The following is a 17,053-nucleotide window of genomic DNA, read 5'->3' on the forward strand; positions in this document are numbered from 1 at the left end:
CTACTTATGGATGGATAGATTCATTTATTTTGTATCAAAACAGGCCTATAAAATAAGATGAATAAAACAGTAGATCAAACCAAGCAGAGTAAGCCTAGAAACTTCTTATCACGGCATAAAAAATATATGCCTATCCTTTTTTTTATCGCAGGTTTTATTTTCGACACGCTCACGCTTGGGCGCATCGATAGGTTGTATGATATGGTGGTATTGTGCCTTCACATGACCGCGCTTACTGCTTCCTTATATCTCTATAATCTAGTCGATGATGGGGCTTGGGAAAACACAATTCTTGGCCGTTTTGAAGCGTATTTGCCTTTGGCTATTCAGTTTTTCTTCGGAGGCCTTTCGAGTGCTTATGTTATTTATTTTTCTAGAAGTGTTTCGTTATCTAAGACCTTAGCCTTTTTTATTATTTTGGTCGCGCTACTTGTCGCTAATGAGTTTTTAAAGAAAAGAATCTCTAATAAATACCTACAGTTTAGTATATACTTTTTTATAAGCTTTACATTCTTTGCCTTCATGGTACCTGTATTAATAAAGGAGATGAGTACTGCTATTTTTCTTTTTTCAGGAGTTATTAGCTTCATTTGCACATTATTGCTCATTATTAGTATTTACTATATAAGTCCTAGTACACGGATTGAAATACACTTAGGTAAACTCATTGGTATTATATTCGCCATCTATATTTCTATAAACACCTTTTATTTATTTAATCTTATTCCTCCCGTCCCTTTGGCTATGGACACTGGTCTCGTGGCCCATAATATTGAAATGAATGGTAATAATTATGTGGTGACTTACGAAAAGGATGAATGGTATATATTTTGGAGAAGTCACCGATTACAATTTGTGCACCATCCTGATGAAAATGTATATGTTTTTTCATCGATTTTTGCACCAACAGATTTATCAAAAAAAATATATCACCGCTGGAATTGGTACAACCCTAAGAGTAAACAGTGGGACATTGTGGAAGACATAGGTTATAATATTACTGGAGGAAGAGATGGTGGATTCCGTGGTTATACTTTTAAAAGCAACATCAAGTCTGGTTCTTGGAAGGTAGAAGTCATCACAGAAGAAGAATTGGTGCTTGGCGTTATAGATTTTGAGCTTATTGCCAACGCTTCTTCCGGACCTAGAAAGTTGGTTCAAAAAGAATTCTAAACCAAAAGGCTCTTTGACCTGTGTGATGCACTAGTTAACTTAATGGAAAAGATTGAGGTAAAACGACTATAACAAATCTAATATTTGAGCCGCATGGTCTTTGGTTTTTACTTTATCGATGACATGAGTAACTACCCCATTTTCATCAATTAAAAACGTTTTACGGTGAATTCCATCATACGTTCTTCCCATAAACTTCTTTTCTCCCCATACACCAAAGGCTTCAATAACGTCTTTATTGGTGTCTGCTAATAAGGGAAAAGGGAAATGAAACTTATTTTTAAAGTTAGACTGTTTTTTTTCAGTATCGGCACTAACGCCCAAAATAGAATACCCTTGGTCTTGTAACGTTTTATAATTATCACTTAAATTACATGCCTCTGCTGTGCAACCAGGAGTGTTGGCCTTAGGATAAAAGAAAACTATTAATTTCTTCCCCTTATAATCACTCAAAGATATCGCATGACCATCCTGATCATTAACTGTAAAATTTGGTACTTTATCGCCTTGTTTTAGTGTATTCATAATTGTAATTTTGAAATTCATTCGTATCGCTCAAAAATACAACTAATGACCAAACAAGAAAAGGTAGACTTTGTTATAAATACGTTAAATACCCTATATCCACAAATTCCTATTCCATTAGACCACAAAGATCCTTACACCCTATTGATTGCGGTTTTACTGTCTGCGCAATGCACAGATGTCCGGGTGAACAAGATCACCCCTTTGTTATTTGCACAAGCAGATACCCCTTATGATATGATTAAAATGAGTGTTGAAGAAATTAAAGACATCATCAGGCCTTGCGGGCTATCCCCAATGAAAAGTAAAGGGATTCACGGGCTATCGCATATTTTAATAGAAAAGCATGAGGGCCTTGTTCCCCAAAGTTTTGAAGCATTAGAAGCCTTACCTGCCGTAGGACATAAAACAGCCAGTGTTGTAATGTCACAAGCGTTTGGTGTCCCCGCATTTCCAGTAGATACTCATATTCACAGACTCATGTATCGCTGGAATTTAACCAATGGTAAAAACGTGACACAAACTGAAAAGGATGCGAAGCGTTTATTTCGAGAAAACACATGGAATGATTTACACCTTCAAATGATATGGTATGGCAGAGAGTATTCTCCAGCCCGTGGATGGGATTTAAATAAAGATATCATAACAAAGACCATTGGAAGAGCTTCTGTTTTAAGAGACTATGAAAAAGTTAAAAAATAATTTTCAACCTACCCCTCTAGAAAAAAATAATAAAAAAATCCTGATTTAAAAAATCAGGATTTTTAGTCTAATTCAAGAGTGCTTCAAACTCCATGTTTTTATAATTTATAACACTTAAAGCCTTGGAGTAATTAAGAATAAAACGTATTGTCTCATCTTTTGGGTTCAATTTTTTGTCTTTTTTAGGATTTTGAGAGTAAAGTTTTGCCATTTATTTGCTTTTTGTTTCAAATTAATAACGTGACTTTTTCTCTTATATTGTATATTTTTAATTCGTTAAAATAATATTGTGTTTTTCTATCACTTTTCTCATGTTAATTAAGGCATAACGCATACGCCCTAAAGCGGTGTTAATACTAACTCCCGTGCGCTCCGAAATTTCTTTAAAACTCATATCTTGATACATGCGCATCACCAACACTTCTTTTTGATCTTCAGGCAATTCTTCAATTAAACGTCTCACATCACTTTCTACCTGATCTTTTATAATGGCTTTTTCGGCATTTAAACTACTGTCGCATAACACAGAAAAAATACTGAATTCGCCACTATTATCAAACTTAGGCATGCGGTTATTTTTTCTAAAATGATCAATCACCAGATTATGAGCAATTCGCATCACCCAAGGTAAAAATTTACCTTCTTCATTATATTTTCCTCTTTTCAGCGTTTTTATAACTTTGATAAAAGTATCTTGAAAGACATCTTCTGCCACGTCTCTATCATATACTTTAGAATAGATAAAACTATAAATACGTTGCTTGTGTCTTTTTATTAAAATTTCTAGTGAAGTTTCATCGCCTTTGAGGTAGCTACTAACTAAAATAGCATCTGATATAATTTCTTGTCGCATAATCATTACTTTTTTACTGCAGAAGGTAGGACTTCAGCATTAGATTTAGGTTTGTAAATTAAAAAAGTAATTGTATGCTATAGGCTTGAAAATTAAATAATTATTAATGAAGGTAAATATAACAACAATCATTCCGAAAAAACAAAAAAAAACAGAATATTTAACATTTTATTGCACAATAATCTGTTTTTAAGCTGAAATAGAAGTCTTATCTTTGTATCCCTTAAAATTTATAAAACCCTATGAACATTAAGCTTTCCGAAGTTAATCCAAAACATAACATCATCATTAAAGGTGCAAAATTGCATAATTTAAAAAATATAGATGTCGTTATTCCAAGAAATAAATTGGTTGTTATTACAGGGTTATCAGGTTCAGGAAAGTCTAGTTTAGCATTTGATACGCTGTATGCAGAAGGCCGGAGACGCTATGTGGAAAGCCTTTCTAGCTATGCTAGGCAATTTTTAGGACGATTAAACAAGCCTAAAGTCGATTATATTAAAGGCATCGCTCCTGCCATTGCCATTGAGCAAAAAGTAAATTCAACCAATCCACGATCTACCGTTGGTACCTCCACAGAAATTTACGATTATCTCAAATTGTTATTTGCCGAATTGGAAGAACGTATTCCCCACATTCCGGAGAGGAAGTAAAAAAAGATTCGGTTTCAGATGTTTTAAAATATATAAAAAGTATCCCTATAGGTAAAAAACTGCTTCTCCTCGCTCCTATTCATTTAGAAGAAGGTCGTGACATGAGTGATAAACTAAAGGCGCTTAATGCCCAAGGTTATGCTAGAATTAAAGCGGAAGGCGACATTATTCGTCTAGACGCTGCTGAACATATTACAGAAAAAACAAAAGATCTGTTTTTAGTTGTTGACAGAATTGTCACTAAAGATGATGAGGATTTCTTTAATCGTTTGGCAGATGCCATACAGACGGCCTTTTTTGAAGGTAAAGGTGAGTGCTTTATTGAATCGCTATCAAGCGCGTCTTCTAATAAAGAGATGCGCCATTTTAGTAATAAGTTCGAGTTAGATGGCATTACCTTTTTAGAGCCTAATGTACATTTATTTAGTTTTAACAATCCGTATGGAGCTTGCCCTAAATGTGAAGGCTATGGAGACGTCATAGGTATAGATGATGATTTAGTGATCCCCAATACGGCACTTTCGGTCTATGAAAATGCTATTTTCCCATGGCGTGGTGAAAGCATGAGTTGGTATCGCGATCAATTAGTTAATAACTCACACCATTTTAATTTTCCTATTCACAAACCTTACTTTGAATTGAGTGAGGCACATAAAAGCCTCATATGGAACGGTAATAAATATTTTGAAGGACTACATACCTTTTTTGCCGAACTAGAAAGTAAGGCCTATAAAATCCAAAATAGAGTGATGTTGTCACGCTATCGTGGAAAAACAAAATGTAAAGTTTGTCATGGAAAGCGTTTAAGGCCGGAAGCGAATTATGTTAAAATAAGCGGGGCTACATTGACAGACTTAGTTGAAATGCCCCTCGATAGATTGAGCCTCCGGTTTAAACAGTTAGAATTGAATGCTCATGATCACACGATTGCAAAACGATTGTTGACTGAAATTAATAACCGTCTTTCTTTTTTAAGCAACGTCGGTTTAGACTACTTAACGTTAAACCGAAAATCGAACACCTTATCTGGCGGAGAAAGTCAACGTATAAATTTAGCAACATCACTAGGAAGTAGCCTGGTGGGCTCCATGTATATTCTTGATGAACCAAGTATAGGGTTACATCCAAAGGATACAGAGCGCCTTATACTTGTATTAAAAGCCTTAAGAGATTTAGGAAACACTGTCATTGTGGTTGAACACGATGAAGATATTATGAAAGAGGCCGATGAAATTATTGATATCGGACCGTAAGCGGGAACTTTTGGGGGGCATGTGGTGGCCACAGGCACCTATAAAGATATCTTAGCTTCCAATTCGCTAACGGCACAGTACCTTAATGAAACACTTAAAATTGAAGTTCCTAAGAAACGGCGCACTTCGAAATATAGTCTTGACATTATAGGCGCTCGAGAAAACAACTTGAAAAACATAAACGTCAGCTTTCCATTAGGGATGCTTACCGTCATTACAGGTGTTTCTGGTAGTGGAAAAAGTACCTTAGTTAAAAAAATAGTCTATCCCGCATTACAAAAAGAACTCACGGGTTTTGGAGATAAGCCTGGTCAATTTACAGAGCTCAAAGGAAATTATAGCAATGTGAAACACATCGAGTTTGTAGATCAAAATCCTATTGGGAGGTCCTCTCGTTCTAATCCAGTGACCTACATTAAAGCCTATGATGATATTCGTGCGCTATACAGTAAACAGAAATTGAGTACGATTAGAAATTATGCCGCGAAACACTTTAGTTTTAATGTTGATGGCGGACGCTGCGAAACCTGTAAAGGTGAAGGCGAAGTTACCATTGAAATGCAGTTTATGGCCGATGTGCATTTAGAATGTGAAACCTGTAAAGGGAAGCGTTTTAAAAAAGAAGTCCTGGAAGTCACTTTTGCCGATAAAAATATTGATGATATTTTAAATATGACTATTGACGATGCCATCGTATTTTTTGATGAGAACCACGTCACAAAAATAAAAACGAAATTACAACCGTTGCAAGATGTGGGATTGGGCTATGTTACTTTAGGTCAGAGTTCCTCAACATTATCCGGAGGAGAAGCACAGCGTATTAAGCTGGCCTCTTTTTTAGGAAAAGGAAACACTAAAGAAACGGCATTATTTGTTTTTGATGAACCCACCACGGGATTACATTTTCACGACATTAAAAAGTTGTTAAAATCCTTTAATGCCTTAATTGAAAAAGGACACTCCATTATTGTTGTAGAACACAATTTAGAACTTATAAAATGTGCCGACTACATCATAGATTTAGGACCTACAGGCGGTGAATACGGAGGTCATTTAGTAGCTTCCGGCACCCCTGAAGAGATTGTTAAGGTTAAGGCTTCAGAAACGGGAAAATATCTGCAAGAAAAGCTCTAGTTTTTAGTAAAACATAAAAGAAAACAATCCTAAAAAAATCACTGTAATAGGTATTACCAGGGCCAAAAATAAGAACGCCGTTAATCCACTTTTAATAAAACTTAAAAACAATCCCTGGCGATAAAAGTGCTTAATAGCGATTAGTAAATAGCTAAATGTAGACAACGTGATTACTAGAACTACCCAGTTTGGGATCTCCATAATAAAATTCAACGTCAGAATAATAGTAAACACGGAAAATAGAAAAGCAAAATAATAAAAACTAAAAACCAAATGATGCGCGTAACGGCCCCTATTGTAATACAATAGTTTAAGAATTAAGGCGAAAATGGGCAATAAGAAAAACATGGCAATCGGTATGGTATCATAAAAGGTCTGTAAAATACTTCCACCTTGTTTAGATTTATAAAATTTCAATCCTTGAGTATATAAACGTCTTTTAAAAGCGCCATCCGTTTCTTTCAAGCCCATTGCACTATAAATCTCATGATCTGACGCTTTTGCCGCGATTAATGAATCGATTTTGCTTTCATTAAAACTGGAGCTCAAAACACTATTATTTTTAAATTTTTCAGTCTCTATTAAGGAATCTACTTGCTTTTGCGTCAACCCGGTTAAAAAAACATTGTCATTTAAAACTTTACGAAGTTCTGTCTTTGCTATAGAATCTTTTTCTTTATTAGTGTTTAGTACTTCTAAAGTAGTAGAATCAGTTGTTCCCTTACCACTAACACTACTATTTGTAACCTGTGTAGGACTAAAAAAATTATCAAAACGACTATTTACGCTGTCTATTTGTTTTCGAGTACTAAAAGAAAACAAAAAGAAAAATACCACTGAAATAAAAAGGTATAATTGTGCGGGGTGCAAATAGAGTAAACGTTTTCCTCCAATGAATTTTTCGGCTAAATAGCCCGGTCTAAAAAGCAATGGCAAAAAGCTTTTAAAAAAGCGCGCATCCACAGAGAAATAGTTACTTATGGTGTTACTAAAAAGCAAGCTTAAGGTTAGCTCTTCCCTATCTTTCTGACCACAATATGGACAAAAATCATAGCGACTTTGAAACTGTTTTTCACAATTTTTACAAGTGGAGTAAGAAATAGACATTTATAGCGGTTTTCAATTTTAAAAATAATCATTTTAATTGAAATGCCCCTGTAAATCATTAATTAATCTTGTTTTAATTCTTTGGAAACCACTAGTGAAAATAGGCGTTAGCAAGTTTGGCACGCGAATTGAAAGTATCAATAGCAAATAGCGTAAGCCGAAAAGCTAAAGAGTAGGCACAAAATCTAAATCCGTATTACTATGAAGAAATTAGTACTATTATTTACAGGTTTGTTAATGGGATTAACAACTGTAACAGCAGCAGAAAAAGTTGAATCTGCATCACAAGGTGAAGATTTGACTAGTAATCGCTACCGTTTTGATGATCCAATCCAATTTATTGAGCGTGGTGTAGAATTTTTAGTTTTTCCTGATGGCTCATTTGATTTCAATACCAATATTGATGATAATCATAACTCACATGATGAGGGGTATTATAGAAGATCGAATACCAGGCGCACCAGCGTAAATGGAACCTTTGGAGCGCCTGGAACACAAGTAAGGTTTTCTACTCCAAGAGACCGAGGGGTTATTATTACGCATGACAGGGATGGAAAAGTAAGACGTATTGGTAACGTTTTTGTAAACTATAACCGTGTAGGCCAAGTCAAACGTCTAGGTTCTGTTTATATGCAATATAACAGACAAGGTTGGTTAACGAAAGTTGGAGGTTTACATTTAAAATACAACAGACGCGGACAAATTATAGACATCTTTGGCAACGTTAATTTTAGAAATCAAGGTTGTGGATTCTGTGGCGTTACTGGATGTTCTACAAGTCATTATGGAACGCATGACGATAATGATTGGAATGATCACAATGATAATGACGACTACTATTATTATAAGAAAGATGGTAAAGTTAAGAAGCAGAAGAAACTTAAGAAAAGAAAGTAACTGCTTGGCTTACAAATAAAAAAAACTCACAAATCTAAGTTTGTGAGTTTTTTTATTTTACTCCTCTACTTCTTGCATTTTTCTAATTTGTGAGAGTATCATTTTTTTAGGAACTAGTGGTAGCATAGACATCATCGCTTTTTGAGAAAAAGTCAAACCGTAAATAACATCTAGGGTTCCGTCTATCATGCCCTGATAACCATCCTCTGCAACCTGTCTTGCACTGGCTGTGCTTTTAAACATCGCTGTCTTATCCATACCCGATACTTTACCAAAATTTGTTTCGGTGGCACCGGGCATTAAGTTTGTCACAGTAATATTTGTATCCCGTAATTCTTCTGCTATCGCATTACTAAAAGAAGTAACATAAGCCTTAGTTGCAAAATATACAGCTTGCAAAGGCCCTGCCATTAAACTCGCCGTTGAGGATACATTAAGAATTCGACCTTCATTTCTCTCTACAAAATCAGGTAAAAACAAACGGGTTAAAGCCGTCAAAGCCATAATATTTAAAAGGATCATGTCATGGTCTTTTTGCCACTCTCTTTCATGAAATTTTCCTATGCCACCAAAACCCGCATTATTAATTAGGTAATCTATACTAATGTTCTGCCTTTTAACTTCATCGTAAATGGCTTGAACCGCATTGGACTTAACTAAATCTTGAGTTATGACAAAAACCTTAATTTTATATTTGGACTCTAACTCTCGTTTTATATCTAACAACTCCTTTTCGCTCCTAGCAACCAAAACCAAATCCCCTCCTTTTTCTGCATGAATTTGAGCAAATTGTTTACCTATTCCGCTACTTCCTCCTGTAATTAATGCTGTTTTCATATTTTAAGTTTTGGTAAAGATAAAATAGGAAACCACATAATATTGTTAAGAAATTTATAATATGCTTCATTAAATAAAATAGAGTCAATTGGAGTGGCGAAGGCATTCGTCGTTGAACTTGAGAAAACTAAGTTTTGCACTACTTCCTTCTTAGATAGAGGAATATTACCCTTTAATAATTTGAGCATTATACATAAATGTCTCTTCAAAGCGCTGTAATCGTGGTGTTAATTTTTCAGCAAAAATAAGGTACTGACATTTATCCATGCTTTCTCGGAATACGGTTAACATCTGCAAAATGCATCCCTTTTTCAGCGAATACGGCATCCTCAATAATAAAAAGTTTTAATTGACTCACATTAACAGAATTCAACAAAAACAACCTATTTAAACGCTTGGGAGTCGCTATTAATATATCTTGTCCGTAATAGATTTCTTCTTTTTGTTGATCCAACGTTTGCTCTTCGTAGGCGGTATATATTCTTAAATCTGTGCGTTTACTAAATTTTAAAAACGCCTCTTTTAATTTTAACGCTTCCACCTTATTTTCAACAATAATTAGTGCTCGGGTGCATCTTCAAAAGCTTGACTTTTCAATTTTTGCATGGTTGCAATGATTATTGCGGTTGTTTTACCAGCGTCTTTGTCTCCAATACAAAATAAATCGGCACCCCCTTTTATTTTTGGTAATACCGCTTTTTGAAATGGTGTTAGCATCGTAATATTATTGTTTTCTAATGCTTCTTTGATTTCAGGATTTAATTTTTTTAAAGACATGTTTTTCTGCTTATGGTAAGTATACTGCGAAGTTAACGGTAATTACCCAACTTACAAAACGACAGCAATATAGTTTTGGCACGATGCTTGTATTTCTGTTAGTGTTCAATCTTAAAAACGAATATTATGAAACAATTAATGTATTTCTTATCAGCCTTACTTCTTACAAGTATAACTGTAAATGCAGAGGCAATTAACAAAGAAGAAACTTCAGAAACGATAGTATCATCTTACCGAGGATATGGGAAGTCTTTTATTTTTAACGAACAAGGTATTGAGTTTTCTGTTTATGCAGATGGGCAATTTGATTTTTACATGCCTAATTACGGACCAAAAGTTAATGTCTCTATAGGCTCGCCTAATGTTAACATAAGTTTTAATTCTGGTTATGATTACAGCGCATATGTACAATATGACGAGTACGGTGCCATTATTCAAATTGAAAACACACCTATTTATTATGATTACTACGGTCGCATTACTCAGGCTGGAGATATTTATATTAACTACAACAACCGCGGATTTATTACTAGAGTTGGCGGGTTGTATGTACATTATAATAGATACAATACTTTCGATCACTGTACAGGATATATAAATGTATACAACAGAGGGTATGTTTACAGACCTTGGCATAGATATTATGCAATACCTGCTTACAACCATTGCGTCGTTTATAACAGACCTTACAGACAACATTATACACCTATACGTTATAGATATAACAGACCGTATACTAATAATTACAGAAGAACAACAGCTGTCGCTAGTAGAAGAGGTAATACGATCTCAAGAAACAGAAGCTATGCTTCTAATACAAATGGAAGAACTAGAGCTTCGTCGCCAACTAGAACAAGAACGCGTGATAACGTATCTACGCCTAGAACTAGAGGAAACAATTCTGTTTCAACCCCAAGAACGAGAGGCAATACGTCTTCACCTAGAACGAGAGGCACTACTTCTACTACTACACCAAGAACCGGAGGCAATGCATCAACACCTAGAACTAGAGGTAATTCTACAACTCCAAATACCGAGAGCGCAATCAAACACTCCTAGGACAAGAAATGCTACGAATACAAGAACACGTAATAGTTCACAAGCGCGTAATGACCGATCTAACAGAACCGTTTCTACACCTAATAAAACGAGAACGCGTTCAAATTCGAACACATCTAGAGCAAATGATACCCGTATAGCCTCTGCTTCAAGAAGTCAGAAATCAGCAACCGGAGCAACGCGATCTAGAAAGTCAGAATCAAGAAGTACACGTTCCAACACCTCTGTTTCCAAAGGGACACAAACACGAAATTCTGGTTCAAGAAAAGGTAACAGATAATTTTAAATAAACTTTTGACAACTATAATTCAACATAAACTAATTTAAATCCTAAAAAAATGAAAACAAAACCTACTTTACTAAGCCTTGCTTTTTTACTAATAGTGAGCATATGTTTTGCTCAAAAAGATCAACCCCTATCCATCATTAATGGAAAAGTAGGCATCTCAAAATACCATGACCGTGATGAACTTAGCCAATTGCAAAAGGGAAAATTATTGACCTTATATATTGAGAGAATAGAAGTGATTGTTAAAATATTACCTAACATTGCCTTTGCAACTATGCCCGGAGTCACTATGAGTTCTTTAGGAATTCCTGATACCAAAGATCATAGAAAGGCTTTAGAGGATCAACACGAGGCAACCGATAATTATTTTAATAATACACTTGAGTTTCAAAACAAGATATTACCTTATTCAGATAAGTCTAACTTAATTTCTGCCATCTTGTTTTATGAAGAAACCTTGAAATCATTACACACCTATAGCGAATTTAATTAAGTCCCAAGTCCTATGTACTATGATACTTACAACTCCTTTTATTTTGTTTAAGACAACAAAATAAAAGGAGTTTTTACTTATTAATTCTATGTGTTATTATTCTACTAATAATATCTGAAATATCATTCGAGAGCTTCAGGCGAAGTACTAAAACACCATAGATTATGCTAATTATTAATGATTTGAAAACTATGTTAATAATTGGATCAAAATTGAAATCCCAAAAATAGAACAGTAAAGAAATGCACACTATTAATAGTAAAGTCGGTCCCGTTTTTTTACTAAACGGATGCATTTTAAACTTCTTATTAACATACCATACTTTCAAAATACCGTAAAGTGAAAGCGCAAAAAAGCTAGCAGTCGCCGCCCCATTTATATTGTATTTGGGTATGAATATAAAATTTAAAACAATAGCCACCATAATAATGAGAAGGCCAAAAAAGAGAATAATTCTATAATAATCTGAATTAAATATAATAGAGTTATTATTCCCTGAAAGATTATCCAATAATTTAATAATTGCCGTAATAATAACCACATACAACCCTTGACTGTAATCTTGAGGCAATATGGTATATAACTCTTTTATATTTGCAATTATTAAGATGAACAGCAAACCAGCAACAACTAAAAGATTTAGAGCGCTTTTTTTATATAAATTAGAAAGGTCTTTAAAGTTTTTCTCATTCATTAATTTCGCCGTTAATGGATAGGTGATTTGATGCATGGCTCGGGATGGTACGGCTATCACTGTTACAATAAATATAGCGACATTATACGAGGCGATGTTATCAATTTGCACCAGTAAGCCCAACATCGATTTATCTAGGTCTAACATTAACATCGCCACAGAACCCGCAATGATAATTAAAAAACTGTATTTTAAAACAGAACCCACATTAAAATTAAAATTAAAATTAACCTTTGGGAAACGTATACTAAACGCATAGATTGTCATGATTAGCATTCTTAAAACATAAACGCCTCCTAAACTATATACAAATTGGGAAACAGTAAGCCATTTTAAGTAAACGCTAATGAGTAATATCATTACACAAACTCGATGAAACACTTCTTTCATAATATTCCCAAAAGCACTTTTGAAATGAATTTTGCTCCAAGCAAAAAAGATTTCAAAATACGCCATAGCTACAGCGATAACATAAATTAACCAGGTGTAATCCTTAATAATGCTGTTCTTCCTCGCTAACCAGTTACTAATCCATTCATAACCTAATGTTCCAAACAATCCGACAGAAATGATCATCAATAGTGGTAAAAACAACATCAGGGTTAAAAAACCATTTTGCTGGTTTTTAGTTTTATAAGATGTGTAAAATTTAACCAATGTATTACTCACGCCAAACATAAATAGCGGCATCATTATATTGGCTGTAGACAGTACAAAACCTACCAAACCGAAGTATTCCTTGGTTAAAAAGTGGGTGTAAAGAAATAAGGTATTGATGGCACCTATTACAAAACCTATATACGTGGTTACCGTATTCTGTATGGATTGCTTAATCACTATTCCCATAAACTTGCCTGCTGTTATTTAAGAATGAGTTGCGCTAATGTTTGAGTTAAATTTTTGCGGCTATATTTTTGTAAGCCTATGGGGTTTGTTTTTAAAGTATTTTTCTGAAATGATTTAAAATGCACTAAAATGTGATGTTTTAACTCGGTAGTAGAATCATAATTAAAATAATGCCCGGTGTTTGTTTCTTTAATTATTTTTTCAACATCTGTATTTGTTGGCCCAATCGCTAGTATTGGTCTTTCAGAAACCATATATTCAAATAATTTTCCAGGAATAATTGCTTTAGTATCTATAGAATCTATTTCAATAAGTAATAATACTTGTGATTGTTTTTGAAATTTAAGTGCTTCTTTGTGTGACACATAACCTACAACAGTAAGATGGCTCATTAAATTATAATCTTTAATGGATTTTAGCACAGAAGCCCCTACTGAACCAACCAAATTTAGTTTAAAACTCTTAGCAAAATCATCATTTTCTATAATTAACTCACTCAGTACTTTCCATAATATTTGAGGGTTTCGTTTTGATAATAATGAACCAATATGTGATACTGTAAATTGGGAATCCAATATTATGTTTTCAGTTTTCTCTATATCATAACCATTTGTTATGACGGTTATTGGCTTGTTAGTGATTTTAGAAAATTCACTCTTGGTATTATCACTTGTTACAATAATTGAGTCTGCTGTATTTAAGACTTCTCGTTCTAATGCCTTGTGCCTTTTTTTAGAAGCATGAGTCAATTTTAGTTGCTTATGATACCCTATAGTAGTCCATGGGTCTCTAAAATCGGTTAACCACTCTACACCTGTTTTTTCTTTTAACTGCAGTCCAATCAAGTGTAAACTATGTGGCGGTCCACTGGTAATAATAGTATCTATATTAAAGTCATTAATATAAGTCATTAAGTACCTTACAGATGGTTTTATCCAGTGCTTTCTCGCATCCGGAATAAAAAAATTACCCCGAATAAACAATAGGGCTTTTTGTGCCAAACTCTGTTTTTTTTCATCCGGGATAATCCCTTTACTAATGGTTTTACTATCTTTTGAAAAGAAATTAGCGATTTTATAAGGTTCATTTATAGGTTGCTTTAAAACCTTTAACTTCTTTGAAACTTCAGCCAATAAACTTTCGTCCTTTTGTGGATAAATAGGATTGTAAGGGCAGTAAACGATAGGTTCAATATCAAACTCAGGCAAGTATTTTACAAATTTTAACCAGCGTTGTACTCCTGGACCTCCTGCTGGTGGCCAATAATAGGTAATGATTAAAACTTTTTTCTTATTCAACCTTTTTGTTTTTAAACTCATAAAACACACCTCCTATTAACAATAGTAACAATACGGCAGAACTGGCTAAAGAAATAGCACTTCCCGTTTTTACGACCTCTGGTTCAAATTTAAATTCTATGGTGTGTTTTCCTTTTGGGATCTCTAATCCTCTTAAAACATAATTGACTCTTTCAATCGGGGCTGATTGACCATCTATAAATGCTTTCCACCCGTTATTATAATAGATTTCAGAAAAAACAGCGAACCCATCATTATTATTATAAGCGTTGTATTTTATATAATTAGGGGTATACTCCACTACTTTTATAGACGCTAAAGAATCTAATTTATTAATTGGTTTTAACGTCCGTTCTGAAGTATAGACCGCCAACTTTTTATTGTCAATTTTATCTAATGCAAGCATTTCGTCGTTAGCCGATCCCACTTTTTGCATGGCCTCAATAAACCAGGCGTTACCATTAGCCGCTTCATTTACATAAGCATATGGTTTTTGTGATTCATCTTCAGCAATGATATATTTAGTATTTAGCATATTTAAAACATTCATATTGTTTCTTGAAATGTAGAAATCAAACAACTCATCGAAACGCTTCAGTTTTGCCGCGTGATACCCATTGAGAGAGTTATGAAAATACGGTGCACTTAATGAGCCGAAGTCATGGCATTTACTTTTTGCGAGGTCGCTCTGCCTTCACCAGAACTAATGTCATAAACCCTAAAGTTCCCATGATCTGAGAATATTTTTTTATCTGCCGTATTCGTTTGAAATGGTTTTTGAACATATCTAGAAGCAACAAAATTTTCAGTATTTACATAGCGACGGTCAACGCCCACTTGATCAAATACTATTAAGACGGCAAATGCAATAATGACTTTTACTTCCGACCATTTTTTCTTAATAAACAAATAAATAATCCCACCTGAAAGTAATACAAATAATAAACTTCTTAACGTGTCTTTCGTGAAAATCATTTTTCTATCGGTCACAATAGCGTCTAAAAACGGTTTGCCATAATTAGCCTTAAAAGAAGCATCACGTGCGCCTTCAAAATTAAAACCTAAAATTCCGGTATATCTACTTATGAGAAATATTACAGCCATTCCGGCTGTAATTAGTACCGAGAATTTCAAAGCTTTAATTTTGTTTTCATCCTTTTCGTAGTCATTAAATAATCGTACTAAGCCAAAAATTGCCAGTACGGGAATACACAATTCTAGGATTACTTGTATCGAAGTGACTGCTCTAAACTTGTCGTAAAGTGGCACAAAATCAATAAAAAAGTCGGTTAGAAAACCTAAATTCTTTCCATAGGACAATAAAAGAGAGACTAAAGTTCCTGCTACTAACCACCATTTTAATCGGCCCTTAACTAAAAATAGTGCGAAAACAAATAAGAACAGAATGCCTGCACCTACATAGGCAGGCGCTTCAACGATAGGTTGGTCTCCCCAATAAGTGGGCACACTTTCAGCGGCTTCTTTAGCTTGTGCTGGTGAAGCCCCTTGAGCTAGATAAAAGGCATAAAAAGCAGAATCCTCTCCTACATTCTCCCCCATACCACCACCTAGCAACCTCGGAATGAACAGATTAAACGTTTCTAAAAATCCGTAACTATATTCTGTAATTTTTTCCTTTGATAATCCTGTTTCAACAGCTTTTGGTGAACCGTCGGAATTTATGGTTAGCTCACTTTTTCCGCGAGTACTTTCTTTTACATACTCTTGAGTGGCTAAAATATTTGACGCGTTCATTCCTACAGCAAGAATGACAGCTACAAGTAATAGCGCTACTGATTTAAAAAAATGTGGTAAGACTTTCTTTTTATAAGCATCTATCAAATAAACGACACCTATAATTATTACAAGTAACATCAAATAGTAGGTCATTTGAAAATGATTAGCCACCAGTTCCAGCCCCATGGCTATGGCGGTAACAATAAATCCTAAAATATATTTTCTTTGAAATGTGAGTAGTATACCACTTAGAACCAAGGGCATATAAGCAATCGCATGTGCTTTACTGTTATGGCCTACACCCGTAATAATTACTAAATACGTCGAAAACCCAAAGGCTAAAGCGCCCGGAGCTGCCAATTTAAAATTCACTCTCAAACACAAAAGCAGAATATAAAAACCAATAAAATACAGAAAGAGGTAATCTGCTGGACGGGGTAAGAATCGCAAAACCAAATCCAGTTTTTTAATGTAATTATTTGGATATCGGGCACCTAACTGATAGGTTGGCATCCCACCAAAAGCACTATTGGTCCAATAGGTTTCTTCCCCCGTTTGAGCTTTAAAATTGCGCTGTTGTTCTGCCATGGCATTGTACTGCACAATATCACTCTGAAGAATCTCTTTACCTTCTAAGACAGGACTAAAATAAGCTAATGAAAGTATAATAAAGCCAACAAATACGAGTATGTGTGGCAAGATTTTTTTTATGGTTGACTGCATGAA

General features: G+C 34.5%; 16 protein-coding genes and 1 pseudogene. 6 read left to right on the plus strand and 11 right to left on the minus strand.

Features of this window, described 5'->3' with window-relative positions; all coding sequences use genetic code 11:
- The first annotated feature begins 57 nt into the window (after positions 1 to 57).
- Positions 58 to 1,173 (plus strand): DUF2914 domain-containing protein, encoded by a 1,116-nt coding sequence (locus tag N7U66_RS02360; protein ID WP_267677160.1) that lies wholly within the window; start codon positions 58 to 60, stop codon positions 1,171 to 1,173.
- Between the two features lie 66 nt (positions 1,174 to 1,239).
- Here N7U66_RS02360 and bcp read toward each other — a convergent pair whose 3' ends face one another.
- Complete coding sequence (gene bcp, locus N7U66_RS02365; RefSeq protein WP_267677161.1) at positions 1,240 to 1,698, minus strand: thioredoxin-dependent thiol peroxidase; 459 nt, start codon at positions 1,696 to 1,698, stop codon at positions 1,240 to 1,242.
- Positions 1,699 to 1,743: 45 nt separating this feature from the next.
- Between bcp and N7U66_RS02370 the strand changes: the two genes are divergently transcribed.
- Positions 1,744 to 2,400 carry an endonuclease III domain-containing protein gene (locus N7U66_RS02370; RefSeq protein WP_267677162.1) on the plus strand — a complete coding sequence of 219 codons (657 nt, stop codon included), beginning with the start codon at positions 1,744 to 1,746 and terminating at the stop codon, positions 2,398 to 2,400.
- Positions 2,401 to 2,467: 67 nt separating this feature from the next.
- On the opposite strand, the gene N7U66_RS02375 is transcribed toward N7U66_RS02370, so the two are convergent.
- Both N7U66_RS02375 and N7U66_RS02380 read right to left on the minus strand, forming a co-directional pair.
- Complete coding sequence (locus tag N7U66_RS02375) at positions 2,468 to 2,611, minus strand: hypothetical protein (protein WP_267677163.1); 144 nt, start codon at positions 2,609 to 2,611, stop codon at positions 2,468 to 2,470.
- 57 nt (positions 2,612 to 2,668) lie between these two features.
- Positions 2,669 to 3,253 carry an RNA polymerase sigma factor gene (locus N7U66_RS02380; RefSeq protein WP_267677164.1) on the minus strand — a complete coding sequence of 195 codons (585 nt, stop codon included), beginning with the start codon at positions 3,251 to 3,253 and terminating at the stop codon, positions 2,669 to 2,671.
- A 242-nt stretch (positions 3,254 to 3,495) separates the two neighbouring features.
- Here N7U66_RS02380 and uvrA point away from each other — a divergent pair.
- Positions 3,496 to 6,293, plus strand: a pseudogene (gene uvrA / locus N7U66_RS02385) (excinuclease ABC subunit UvrA).
- A gap of 3 nt (positions 6,294 to 6,296) precedes the next feature.
- Here uvrA and N7U66_RS02390 read toward each other — a convergent pair.
- The gene (locus N7U66_RS02390) at positions 6,297 to 7,400 is read right to left on the minus strand and encodes a DUF3667 domain-containing protein (protein WP_267677165.1); all 1,104 of its coding nucleotides are present in this window, start codon (positions 7,398 to 7,400) and stop codon (positions 6,297 to 6,299) included.
- A 201-nt stretch (positions 7,401 to 7,601) separates the two neighbouring features.
- Here N7U66_RS02390 and N7U66_RS02395 point away from each other — a divergent pair, with 201 nt between their 5' ends.
- Entirely contained in the window at positions 7,602 to 8,297 is a 696-nt protein-coding gene (locus N7U66_RS02395) for a hypothetical protein (protein WP_267677166.1), read from the plus strand.
- A 57-nt stretch (positions 8,298 to 8,354) separates the two neighbouring features.
- On the opposite strand, the gene N7U66_RS02400 is transcribed toward N7U66_RS02395, so the two are convergent.
- From N7U66_RS02400 to N7U66_RS02410, 3 genes are all read right to left on the minus strand, one after another.
- Positions 8,355 to 9,134 carry an SDR family NAD(P)-dependent oxidoreductase gene (locus N7U66_RS02400; protein WP_267677167.1) on the minus strand — a complete coding sequence of 260 codons (780 nt, stop codon included), beginning with the start codon at positions 9,132 to 9,134 and terminating at the stop codon, positions 8,355 to 8,357.
- 259 nt (positions 9,135 to 9,393) lie between these two features.
- Positions 9,394 to 9,675 (minus strand): DEAD/DEAH box helicase, encoded by a 282-nt coding sequence (locus N7U66_RS02405; RefSeq protein ID WP_267677168.1) that lies wholly within the window; start codon positions 9,673 to 9,675, stop codon positions 9,394 to 9,396.
- A gap of 17 nt (positions 9,676 to 9,692) precedes the next feature.
- Positions 9,693 to 9,911 (minus strand): hypothetical protein, encoded by a 219-nt coding sequence (locus tag N7U66_RS02410; protein ID WP_267677169.1) that lies wholly within the window; start codon positions 9,909 to 9,911, stop codon positions 9,693 to 9,695.
- A gap of 126 nt (positions 9,912 to 10,037) precedes the next feature.
- Between N7U66_RS02410 and N7U66_RS02415 the strand changes: the two genes are divergently transcribed.
- Together N7U66_RS02415 and N7U66_RS02420 are read left to right on the plus strand one after the other, a co-directional pair.
- The gene (locus tag N7U66_RS02415) at positions 10,038 to 10,970 is read left to right on the plus strand and encodes a hypothetical protein (protein WP_267677170.1); all 933 of its coding nucleotides are present in this window, start codon (positions 10,038 to 10,040) and stop codon (positions 10,968 to 10,970) included.
- 338 nt (positions 10,971 to 11,308) lie between these two features.
- Entirely contained in the window at positions 11,309 to 11,752 is a 444-nt protein-coding gene (locus tag N7U66_RS02420) for a hypothetical protein (protein ID WP_267677171.1), read from the plus strand.
- 73 nt (positions 11,753 to 11,825) lie between these two features.
- On the opposite strand, the gene N7U66_RS02425 is transcribed toward N7U66_RS02420, so the two are convergent.
- The 4 genes from N7U66_RS02425 to N7U66_RS02435 form a co-directional block, all read right to left on the minus strand.
- Positions 11,826 to 13,292: a lipopolysaccharide biosynthesis protein gene (locus tag N7U66_RS02425; RefSeq protein ID WP_267677172.1), complete on the minus strand. Its 1,467-nt coding sequence runs from the start codon at positions 13,290 to 13,292 to the stop codon at positions 11,826 to 11,828.
- Positions 13,293 to 13,306: 14 nt separating this feature from the next.
- Complete coding sequence (locus tag N7U66_RS02430) at positions 13,307 to 14,590, minus strand: glycosyltransferase family 4 protein (protein WP_267677173.1); 1,284 nt, start codon at positions 14,588 to 14,590, stop codon at positions 13,307 to 13,309.
- The gene (locus N7U66_RS21255; protein WP_313791380.1) at positions 14,583 to 15,140 is read right to left on the minus strand and encodes a YfhO family protein; all 558 of its coding nucleotides are present in this window, start codon (positions 15,138 to 15,140) and stop codon (positions 14,583 to 14,585) included. Before N7U66_RS21255 ends, N7U66_RS02430 begins: the two co-directional genes overlap by 8 nt.
- 95 nt (positions 15,141 to 15,235) lie before the next feature.
- Positions 15,236 to 17,026: a hypothetical protein gene (locus N7U66_RS02435; protein WP_313791381.1), complete on the minus strand. Its 1,791-nt coding sequence runs from the start codon at positions 17,024 to 17,026 to the stop codon at positions 15,236 to 15,238.
- Positions 17,027 to 17,053: the final 27 nt, after the last annotated feature.

This window comes from Lacinutrix neustonica (assembly GCF_026625145.1).
Classification (GTDB): domain Bacteria; phylum Bacteroidota; class Bacteroidia; order Flavobacteriales; family Flavobacteriaceae; genus Lacinutrix; species Lacinutrix neustonica.

Coding starts and splice junctions, on each gene's coding strand:
- N7U66_RS02415 (WP_267677170.1), top strand. CDS start 10,038: ATGAAACAATTAATGTATTTCTTATCAGCCTTACTTCTTACAAGTATA.
- N7U66_RS02390 (WP_267677165.1), bottom strand. CDS start 7,400: ATGTCTATTTCTTACTCCACTTGTAAAAATTGTGAAAAACAGTTTCAA.
- N7U66_RS02360 (WP_267677160.1), top strand. CDS start 58: ATGAATAAAACAGTAGATCAAACCAAGCAGAGTAAGCCTAGAAACTTC.
- N7U66_RS02380 (WP_267677164.1), bottom strand. CDS start 3,253: ATGCGACAAGAAATTATATCAGATGCTATTTTAGTTAGTAGCTACCTC.
- N7U66_RS02400 (WP_267677167.1), bottom strand. CDS start 9,134: ATGAAAACAGCATTAATTACAGGAGGAAGTAGCGGAATAGGTAAACAA.
- N7U66_RS02395 (WP_267677166.1), top strand. CDS start 7,602: ATGAAGAAATTAGTACTATTATTTACAGGTTTGTTAATGGGATTAACA.
- N7U66_RS02425 (WP_267677172.1), bottom strand. CDS start 13,292: ATGGGAATAGTGATTAAGCAATCCATACAGAATACGGTAACCACGTAT.
- N7U66_RS02375 (WP_267677163.1), bottom strand. CDS start 2,611: ATGGCAAAACTTTACTCTCAAAATCCTAAAAAAGACAAAAAATTGAAC.
- N7U66_RS02410 (WP_267677169.1), bottom strand. CDS start 9,911: ATGTCTTTAAAAAAATTAAATCCTGAAATCAAAGAAGCATTAGAAAAC.
- N7U66_RS02420 (WP_267677171.1), top strand. CDS start 11,309: ATGAAAACAAAACCTACTTTACTAAGCCTTGCTTTTTTACTAATAGTG.
- N7U66_RS21255 (WP_313791380.1), bottom strand. CDS start 15,140: ATGAATGTTTTAAATATGCTAAATACTAAATATATCATTGCTGAAGAT.
- N7U66_RS02370 (WP_267677162.1), top strand. CDS start 1,744: ATGACCAAACAAGAAAAGGTAGACTTTGTTATAAATACGTTAAATACC.
- bcp (WP_267677161.1), bottom strand. CDS start 1,698: ATGAATACACTAAAACAAGGCGATAAAGTACCAAATTTTACAGTTAAT.